This is a genomic window from Kitasatospora sp. NPDC057512, from assembly GCF_042802135.1.
Taxonomy (GTDB): Bacteria; Actinomycetota; Actinomycetes; order Streptomycetales; family Streptomycetaceae; genus Kitasatospora.
The window spans coordinates 1-9,255 of sequence record NZ_JBHVET010000305.1; the positions used below are offsets into that span (position 1 = coordinate 1).

The window sequence follows — 9,255 nt, forward strand, 5'->3', positions numbered from 1 at the left end:
GTACCCGGCGACCTCGTCCAGGCCGTGGCCGCGCAGCGGGACGAGGAAGCTGCGGTCGAACACCACCACGGGCTCGCCGGTGGACTTCGTCCCGGTGGTGCGGCAGCTCACGATGCCCTGTCCGTCGCGGCTCTTGGACAGCCGCTTGGCGAGGGTCTCGGTCTCCGCGTAGAGGGTGTCGCCGGTGAACACCGGGTGGGTCATCCGGATGTTCTCCCAGCCCAGGTTGGCGATGGTGCGCCCGCTCGTCGAGCGGGCGGTCATCCCGCCGACGATGCTGAGCGTCACCAGGCTGGAGACGATCGGCTTCCCCCAGGGGGTGTGGGCGCTGTAGGCGGCGTCGATGTGCAGCGGGGCGTCGTTCATGCTCAGCATGCTCATCAGCACGTTGTCGAGCTCGGTGACGGTCCGCCCGGGGCGGTGCTCGACCACCTCGCCGACCTCGAACTCCTCGTAGTAGCGTCCGACCACCTCGCGGTAGCGGCGCTCGCCGATCCGCCGGTAGCCGGTGGGCTCGGTTCCTTCCATGGTGGCTGCTCCCGAAGTCCTAGAGGTCGGAGGTGAGTTCCCTGACGTGGCCGGCGAACTCGCGGATCAGCCGCTCGTCCATGTCGGCGCGCAGCATCAGCCGCAGCCCGGCCTCGCCCTTGGGCACGATCGGGAAGAACACCGCGGAGCTGTAGAAGCCGCGCTCGAAGAGCTGGGCGGACAGCTTGACCGCCCGCTCGGCCTCCCCGACGTCGACCCGGCGCACCGGCAGGCCGTTGCCCGCGAAGGTGGTCGGCAGCAGCTCGTCGAAGAGCTCGATGTTGCGGGCCAGCGCTCCCTGGAGCTCGGCCAGTTCGGGGGAGCGGTGGATGGCGGCGCTGGCCAGCGAGGCGCCGACCATCGGCAGCGGGATGTTCTGCGACCAGCCGATCGGGCCGGCGTGCCGGTGCAGGAACTCGAACTGCTCCCGGTTGCCGAGCATCGCGACGCCGCCGCTGGTGCCGAAGGCCTTGCCGAGGCTCGCGGTGATCACCGTCAGCGGGTTCATCTCCAGCCGGGAGCGGACGTAGCCCTCGCCGCGCTCGCCCGCGATGGACAGCGAGTGGGAGTCGTCGATGTAGAGGAACAGCCCGTAGCGGTCCTGGAGTTCGAGCAGCCCGTCGAGGGCCGCGGTGCCGCCCATCGAGTAGGCGCCGTCGGCGACGTAGGCGACCCGCGGGTACTTGCGGCAGATGTCCTCCAGGTAGTTCAGGTCGTTGTGCGGGCAGGTCAGCACCAGCGACTCGTCCGCGCAGACCGGCTTCATGTACGCCATGCAGAAGTGGCAGAAGCGGTCGAAGACCATCACCCGGGGGCCGCCGCCGCCCTGACAGGTGCCGTCCAGGTGGCCGGAGGCGATCAGCGGCAGGATGCCGGCGGTGAGCGTGGTACAGGACGCCCCCGGCAGGATGTTCGCGCCGAACAGGTCGCCGAGCTCCTCCTCCAGCCGCACCAGCAGGTTGTGCCGGATTCTGGTGGTGGAGAGGACCAGCGAGGTGCCGCGGGACTCGGTCAGCGCGTCCACCGCGCCGGCCAGGACCGCGGGGTGGTTGTTCAGGCCGAGGTACGAGCAGGAGACCATGTTGGCGAACTCGTGGCCGGTCTCGCGGACGATCAGCCGGTTGTTGGACTCCGAGTCCACCGTCACGCCGATCAGGCCGTTGGCGGCGGCCGCCTGCCAGACCGGGTCGGCGCTCGCCAGCATGGCCTCGGCGTTGCGGTACCGGCGCGGGCCGAGGATGGATTCTTCGGTCATCGTCACTTCTCCGTCGTGTGGTTCGGGGTGTCGGTGGGCGCGTGGTGCCGGGTGTGCTGCGGTCCGCCGGGCAGGGGTGCGCCGGGGCGGGGCGGGTCGAACTGCTCGATCAGGCGCTGCGAGGCCTCGAAGAACGGCATGCCGACCATCACGCCGTCCACCACGGTGACCGAGCGGCCGTTCTCCAGGCCCGCCGCGACCACCCGGCGGGCGCGCTCCAGCAGCTCCTCGTCGGGGCTGAACGTCTCGTTGATCAGGGCGAGTTGGCGCGGGTGGACGGCGATCTTGCCGCTGAACCCGAAGTCCCGGGCGAGCCCGGCCTCCCGGCGCAGCCCGTCGAGGTCGGTGACCTCGAAGAACGGCGCGTCCATCGCCTCCACCCCCGCGGCGCGGGCGCTGTTGACCACCCGGGCGCGGGCGTGGGCCAGGGCCTCCCAGGAGAGCCGGGCGCCGACCGCGAAGGCGTAGTCGGCCGAGCCGAAGACCAGCCCGCGCAGCCGGTGCCCGGCGGCCGCGACGGCGGGCGCGTTCTCGATGCCCAGCGGGGTCTCCACGACGGCCAGGAACTCCGTCTCCGGGCAGTCCGCGCCGAGTGCGCCGGCGGCGATCTCGATGTCCCGGGGGGACTCCGTCATCGGGATCAGGACCAGGTCCGGTTTGACCCGGTACCGGGCGATGGCGATCAGGTCGCGCAGACCGTCGGGCCCGGACAGGGTGTTGATGCGCACCGCGCTGCGCGCGAGCTTGGTGGACGGGAGGGCGAAGAACTCCTCGGCGAGCCGGCGGGCCTCCTCCTTGCGGGTGGGTGGGACCGAATCCTCCAGATCGACCATGGCGATGTCGGCCCCGGACTGGTGGCTCTTGGTGTACCGCTCCACCGCCATCGCGGGTGTGGACAGGAGGGAACGGCAGTACCGCGTGAACCTCATGGATGTCTCCGAAGTCAGCGAGGGCTGCGGGTTCCGGTTCTATCCCACCGGCTTTGTTCGGCGCCGTACGGCTGGACATTGAACATCAACTCGGAACAACCGACCCGTAGGCACCATTGTTTGACGCCAACGGTCCTGTGCATGATGAATCAACGGGGGGATGGACACGAGGCTCACGCGGCGCGTGTGGCGCGTGGGCGCTCAAGGTTTCAGGACACCGCTTCAACGGAGAAGGGGGGCCGTCGTGCCGCGTCGGGAAAGTCCACTGGACCCCGGGGACGGGCCACTGTTGCGCTTCGCGGGCGATCTGCGGGCCCTGCGGGAGCGCGCCGGACGTCCGCCGTACCGTCAACTCGCCCTGCGGGCGCACTGCTCGGCGGCCAGCCTGTCGGTGGCCGCGGGAGGGCGGCGGCTGCCCAGCCTCGCCGTCACCCTCGCCTACGTGCAGGCCTGCGGCGGGGACGTGCGGGAGTGGCGGCACCGCTGGCAGCTGCTCGCCGCCGAACTGGCCGCCGAACAGTGCGCCCGGCGGCGCGCCCAGGACGTCGGACGGGCCCCCTACCCGGGCGCGGCCGCGTTCGAGGCGGCCGACGCCGAGCGGTTCTTCGGCCGCGAGGCGCTGCTGGACCGGCTGGTCGCCCTGCTGGCCGAACGGCGGCTGGTGATCGTCTCCGGGCCGTCCGGGGCGGGCAAGTCCTCGCTGGTCAGAGCCGGTCTGCTGGCCCGGCTCGGCGCGCCCGCCGCCACCGGTACGGCCACCGGGAGACCCGGGGCCGGGGGCGGAGCGGGCCGGCCCCCGGCCGACGGCGGTGTCCCGGTGGCGCTGCTGACCCCCGGTGAACGACCCATGGAGGCGTACGCGCTCGCGCTCGCCCGGCTCGGGCAGCGGGCCGGGGAGACGAGGCGCGGCGGGTCCGGGCCGACGGCCGGGGACCCGGTGCTGGTGGTCGACCAGGCCGAGCAGCTGCGCACCCGCTGCCGGGACGCCGCCGAGCGGGCGCGCTTCCTGGACGCGCTGGTGGCGACCGCCGCGGGCGTTGCGGACGGGGCGTCGGACGGGCTGCCGGTGGCGGCGCCGGCCCGGTGCCGGGTGGTGCTGGTGGTCCGCTCCGACCAGTGCGGCCCGCTGCTCGCCGAGCACCCGGGGCTGGCCGAGGCCGGCCGCCACGGGGTGCTGCCGGTGGGGCGTCCGGCGCCGGACGAGCTGCGGCGGGCGATCACCGAACCGGCGTTACGGTCCGGCTGTACCGTCGAGGGCGCCCTGCTGGCCGTCCTCATCTCGACCGCCGCGCAGCAGCCGGGCGCGCTCCCGCTGCTGTCCGCGGCCCTGCTGGAGACCTGGCGGCGGCGCAGCGGCAACGCGCTCACCCTGGCCGGGTTCCAGGCCACCGGAGGTTTCGAGGGCGCGCTGGCCCGGACGGCGGAGGCGCTCTACAACGGGCTGGAGGCGCCCGACCAGGCGCGGGCGCGGGCGGTGTTCCTGCGGCTCGGCGGGGAACTGCTCGGCGCCGGCGAGGACGCGGCCGGCGGCCCGGCGGCCCTGGGCGACGGGCTGGCGCCGGGCGGCGGGCCGCTGCCCGGCGGTGAACTGGTGCCGGGCGGCGACGAGGGCACCCGCAAGCCGGCCCGGCGGGCCGAGTTCGACGATCCCGGTGTGCCCGAGGTGATGGAACGGCTGGTCCGGGCCCGGCTCGTGGTGGTCGACCGGGACACCGTCGAACTGTCCCACCAGGCGCTGCCGCAGGCCTGGCCCCGGCTGCGCGACTGGCTGGCGGAGGGCCGCGAGGCGCTGGGGGAGCAGTGCCGGCTCACCGCGGCCGCGCGGGGCTGGGCCGCCGCCGACCAGGACCCGGAACTGCTCTACCGGGGCGTCCGGTTGGAGGAGCTGGTGCGGCGGGTGGCGGCCGGCGAGCTGGCCGCGGCCGGGGTCGAGCGGGCCTTCCTGGCGGCCTCGTCCCGGGCGGCCGTCGCCGACCGGCGCCGGGCCCAGCGCCAGAACCTGGCGGTGGCCGGGGTCGCCGCGGCGGGCGGGGCGCTGCTGGCCCTGGCGGGCGGGAGCCGGATCCGCCGCGCCTGGCGGTGGTGAGCGCCGGGTCGGACCGCCGGGCCTCCGGCCGGTGTTGATCAGCTTCGGAGGGAGGGGGTCGAACAACGGGCGGCCGGCCGGCGGCGTGTTCCCGGTGCCGATCACGGTCCCTTGCGTCGCCGTCGGTCACCCGGGTAGCTTGACGATCGATCCCGGCCCTTCGTAGCGGCGAATTCGGCTGCCCCGCCGGTGATTTCCCGTACGCCGCGGCCGGCCGGAGCCGGTCCGGCGCAGCCGTCCGCACGGTTCCAGGCCGTCGCCTCCGCCGTCGTGTCCGTGCTTCCCCCAAACCCGTGTCAAGGGAGAGTCATGTCCGATTCGGCCCGTCCGGTCCAGAGCTGGGACGAGTTCACCACACTGCGGGAGATCGTGGTCGGGACCGCCGTCGGCGCCCGGCTGCCCGAGCAGACCGAGCCGTCCTCCTGGCTGTCCTGCTTCCCGAAGACCAACGCCGCCGACCTCGCCTCGATCGAGGCCGGCCCCTACGCGCGGCAGGTCGTGGAGGAGACCGAGGAGGACCTGGACGATCTGGTGGCCACCCTGCGCGGCCTCGGCGTCACCGTCCACCGGCCCGATCCGGTCGACCACGCGGCCGAGTTCGCCTCCCCGCTCTGGAACGCCGACGGCGGCTTCCACTCCTACTGTCCGCGGGACCTGACCCTGGTGGTCGGCGAGACGCTGATCGAGGTGGCGAGCCCGATGCGGCAGCGCTACTTCGAGGTCTTCGGCCTGCGCGGACTCTTCCAGGACTACCTGCGCCGCGGCGCGCGCTGGCTGGCCGCCCCCCGGCCGCAACTGGGCGACGAGCTCTTCGAGTTCGACGACGCCGGCCTCCCGCTGCTGGGCGAGGCCGAGCCGGTCTTCGACGCGGCGAACGTGCTGCGGCTCGGCCGGGACGTGTTCTACCAGGTCTCCCGCAGCGGCAACGAACTCGGCCTGCGGTGGCTGGAGTCCACCCTCGGCCTGCTCGGCGACGGCGGCCTGCGGCTGCACCCGCTGCGCGACATCTACGGCTACACCCACATCGACAGCACCATCGCGCTGCTGCGCCCGGGCCTGGTGCTGCTCAACCCCGAGCGGATCAGCCCGGAGACCGTCCCGGAGCCGCTGAAGGGCTGGGACGTCCTGTGGTGCCCGCCGGCCGAGCCCACCGGCGACGCGCCCGAGCACGCGCTCAGCGAGAGCTGGATCAGCATGAACCTGCTGATGGTCTCCCCGGACACGGCGATCGTCGAGTCCGAGCAGGAGGGCCTGATCAAGCTGCTGGAGCACGCCGGGATCACCGTCCTGCCGCACCGGCTCCGGCACTCCCGGGTGCTCGGCGGCGGCTTCCACTGCGTCACCCTGGACACCCGGCGCGACGGCGGGCTGGAGGACTACCTGTCCTGACCCGCCGCCGCTGAGGGCTTGCGGGCCAGCGCGCAGGAGATCAGCCGCTCCCACACCGACAGGTCGCCCTCGTCCGCGGGGGCCCCGCCGGTGCCGGCGGATTCCGGACGCCACAGCGGGCAGGGCACCAGCCCCGGTTCGAGCAGGTCGAGTCCGTCGAGCAGCCCGAGGATCTCCTCGTCGGTGCGCCAGCGGCCGCGGCCGAAGCTCTCCCGCAGCTTCCGTTCCGCGCGTCGGCCCTCCTCGGTCCCGCCGGAGTTCCCGCCGGGCTCGCCGCCGGGGCTCCGGCCGGACTCTCCGCCGGGGCTCCCGACGGAGCGGAAGTGCGAGACGTACACCAGGCTGCCCGGGGGCACCCGGTCCACCCACCAGCGCACCAGGCCGGCGGGCCGCTCGGAGTCGTCGAGGTGGTGCAGGACGGCGCTGAAGACGACCCCCACCGGCTCGTCGAAGTCGATCAGCCGCCGCACCTCGGGGTGCCGGCGGATCTCCTCCGGCTCGCGCAGGTCCGCCCGGACCAGCGTGGTGCGGGGGTCGGCGGCCAGCAGGGCGCGGCCGTGGGCGAGCACGGTCGGATCGTTGTCGACGTAGACGACGCGGGCGTCGGCGACGTGCCGCCGGGCGGCCTGGTGCACCTTGTCGGCGGTGGGCCGGCCGCTGCCCAGGTCGACGAACTGGCGGACGCCGTCGCGGGCCATCGCGCCCACGGCGCGGATCAGCGCCTGCCGGTTGGCGACCGGCATGGCCACCGATCCGGGCAGCTCCCGGAGGAAGAAGTCGCCGACCTCGCGGTCGACGGCGAAGTTGTCCGTGCCGCCGAGCAGGTAGTCGTAGACCCGGGCGATGCTCGGCCTCGACCGGTCGATCCCGGCGGTGCGGTCGTCGGTCATGGGAACCTGCCCGTCCCTGGGGTCCGCTGTCGCCTCGATCGTAGGAGGACCGCCCCGTCCCGGCGCGTCGGCCGGGCGGGGGTCCTACGGCCGTGCTCCCGGGGTGTCGCGGGTCCGCAGGGCGGCGGCCAGGAGCTCCGCCACCAGGACCGCGGTGGGATGGTCCGGGCCGACCGCCCCGGTCAGCCCGGCGAGAGCGGCCCGGTACCCCTCGACGGCCCGTTCCAGGTCGCCGGAGGCCTCGTCCACCCGGGCCAGCGTGGCGCGGCTGCCGAGGGTGTCCGGATGGTCCGGGCCCAGCAGCCGGGTGCGCTGCTCCAGCACGGTGGTGATCAGCGACCGGGCCCGCTCCAGGTCGCCGGCCGCCCGGCAGGCCGACGCGAGGTTGTTCCGGCTGAGCACGGTGTCGCGGCTCTCCGGGCCGAGCAGGCGCTCCTGGGCGGCCAGCACCTCCTCGAACTGGAGCACGGCCCGGGGGTGGTCGCCCAGCCTGTGGTGGACGGCCGCGAGGTTGCCGCGGCTGCGCAGCGTGTCGGGGTGGTCCGGGCCGAGCACCGCCAGGCGCAGCCGGAGGGTCTGTTCGAACAGGGGGAGCGCCAGTTCCGGCTCCCCGGCCGCGGCGTGGGCGGAGGCCAGCATGCTGAGGCTGACCAGGGTGTCGGGGCTCTCCGGGCCGAGCACGCCGGTGCGCTGGGCCAGGACCGTCCGGCAGAGGTCGAGGCCGGTCCCGACGTCACCGGTGGTCAGGCAGAGGTAGGCGAGGTTGCTGCGGCTGAGCAGGGTGTCCGGGTGCTCCTCGCCGAGGGCGGCCGCACGCCGCGCCAGGACGTCCCGGTAGATCCGCCCGGCCGGTTCCAGGTCGCCCGCCGACTCGTGGGCGTAGCCGAGGTTGCTCAGGCAGCTGAGGGTGTCGGGGTGCTCGGGGCCGCAGAGCTCCTCCAGACCGGCCAGCGCCTCCTGGTAGAGCGCGACCGCCCGGCGGTACCGCCCCACGTTCTCGTACGCCCCGGCGAGGTTGTTCCGCAGCCGCAGGGCGTTGATCCGGAGCATGCCCGGGGGCAGGTGCTCGTCGCCGGTGACCGCGGCCTCCCGGCCGAGCAGGCCTTCGTAGATCGCGATGGCCTGGTCGGCCCGGCCGAGGGACCCGTGGGCGCCCGCCAGGTCGCTGAGCAGGCTGAAGGTCCTGGGGTGGTCCGGACCGAGGGCGTCCCGGCTGTCGGCGGCGGCCCGCTCGTACTCCTCGACGGCCCGCTCGGCCCGCCCGCAGGCCTGGTGGGCGTCGGCGAGGTTGCTCCGGATGTTGAGGGTGGTCAGGTGCCCGGGGCCGTGCACCCGCAGGCTCCGCTCCAGGAGCGGTTCGAGCAGGCCGAGGCCCTGCTCGGGCCGGCCGGTCGCGAGGTGCACCCGGGCCAGGGCGGAGCCGGCCACCAGTGCGAACTCGTGGTCGGGCCCGAAGCCGTGCCTGATCTGGGCGTCGTACGCCTCGTACAGGGGCAGCGCCCGGACGCTCTGACCCTCGGCCTCCAGGAGCAGGGCGGCGGCGGCGTAGAGGGTGAACACCGCCGGGTCGCTGTCGTCCCCCGGGTCGGTGGCGGCCAGGGCGCGGACCTGGCCGGCCAGGCGGGTCAGCTCGGCGGTGTCGCGCTCCTGCTCCCGCCCGGCCGGGTGGACGGCCTCCAGCACGGCCCGTTCGGCCTCGCGCCGGCCCCGGGGAACGCCGCCCGGAGGGCGGGCGGCGAGGGCTTCCGCCCGCAGCGCGCCCTGGACCAGGCGGTGCACCCGGACGTCGCGCCAGGCGTAGCCGATCATGCTGTAGGCGTGCAGGACGCCGAGTGCGTCGTCGGCCGCGAGCTCGTCGGGGGCCAGCCGGGACACCAGGTCGCGCGGGCAGCCGTCGGCGTCGAGCCAGGCCAGGGCGTGCAGGAGGTCGGCCGCGACCGGGTCGTCCCCGGCGACGGCCGCCAGGGTGACCTGCCAGACCCGGGCGACGGTGCGCTGCGGGTCGCGGCGGGCCGGGGCGCCGGACGGCCGGAGCCCGAGCCGGCGGCGGTAGCCGGCGACGGTGGTGCGGGTCCGGCGCAGGTAGGCGCCCGCCTGCTCCAGGGCGAGCGGCAGGCCGCCGAGTTCACGGGCCAGCTGCCCGGCCTCCCAGCGCGACCCGTCGGAGCCGTCCCACTC

Annotated in this window: 7 protein-coding genes; 2 read left to right on the plus strand and 5 right to left on the minus strand. The window is 74.7% G+C overall.

The window, feature by feature from the left end; all coding sequences use genetic code 11:
* The 3 genes from ACFU6K_RS20540 to ACFU6K_RS20550 all read right to left on the minus strand — a co-directional run.
* On the minus strand, positions 1–528 hold a 528-nt coding region (locus ACFU6K_RS20540), incomplete at its 3' end, for a MaoC family dehydratase (protein WP_380664976.1).
* A gap of 19 nt (positions 529–547) precedes the next feature.
* Positions 548–1,783 (minus strand): aminotransferase class I/II-fold pyridoxal phosphate-dependent enzyme, encoded by a 1,236-nt coding sequence (locus ACFU6K_RS20545; protein WP_380664978.1) that lies wholly within the window; start codon positions 1,781–1,783, stop codon positions 548–550.
* A gap of 2 nt (positions 1,784–1,785) precedes the next feature.
* Positions 1,786–2,712 (minus strand): HpcH/HpaI aldolase/citrate lyase family protein, encoded by a 927-nt coding sequence (locus ACFU6K_RS20550; protein WP_380664980.1) that lies wholly within the window; start codon positions 2,710–2,712, stop codon positions 1,786–1,788.
* 244 nt (positions 2,713–2,956) lie between these two features.
* Here ACFU6K_RS20550 and ACFU6K_RS20555 point away from each other — a divergent pair, with 244 nt between their 5' ends.
* Together ACFU6K_RS20555 and ACFU6K_RS20560 are read left to right on the plus strand one after the other, a co-directional pair.
* On the plus strand, positions 2,957–4,798 hold the full coding sequence (locus ACFU6K_RS20555) for an ATP-binding protein (protein WP_380664982.1): 1,842 nt from the start codon (positions 2,957–2,959) through the stop codon (positions 4,796–4,798).
* A 309-nt stretch (positions 4,799–5,107) separates the two neighbouring features.
* Positions 5,108–6,187 (plus strand): inosamine-phosphate amidinotransferase 1, encoded by a 1,080-nt coding sequence (locus tag ACFU6K_RS20560; protein ID WP_380664984.1) that lies wholly within the window; start codon positions 5,108–5,110, stop codon positions 6,185–6,187.
* Here ACFU6K_RS20560 and ACFU6K_RS20565 read toward each other — a convergent pair.
* Positions 6,175–7,077 (minus strand): SAM-dependent methyltransferase, encoded by a 903-nt coding sequence (locus ACFU6K_RS20565; protein WP_380664986.1) that lies wholly within the window; start codon positions 7,075–7,077, stop codon positions 6,175–6,177. The two genes, ACFU6K_RS20560 and ACFU6K_RS20565, sit on opposite strands and share 13 nt — an antisense overlap.
* Before the next feature lie 84 nt (positions 7,078–7,161).
* Positions 7,162–9,255, minus strand: a 2,094-nt coding sequence (locus ACFU6K_RS20570; protein ID WP_380664988.1) for a tetratricopeptide repeat protein, incomplete at its 5' end; no start/stop codon positions are given.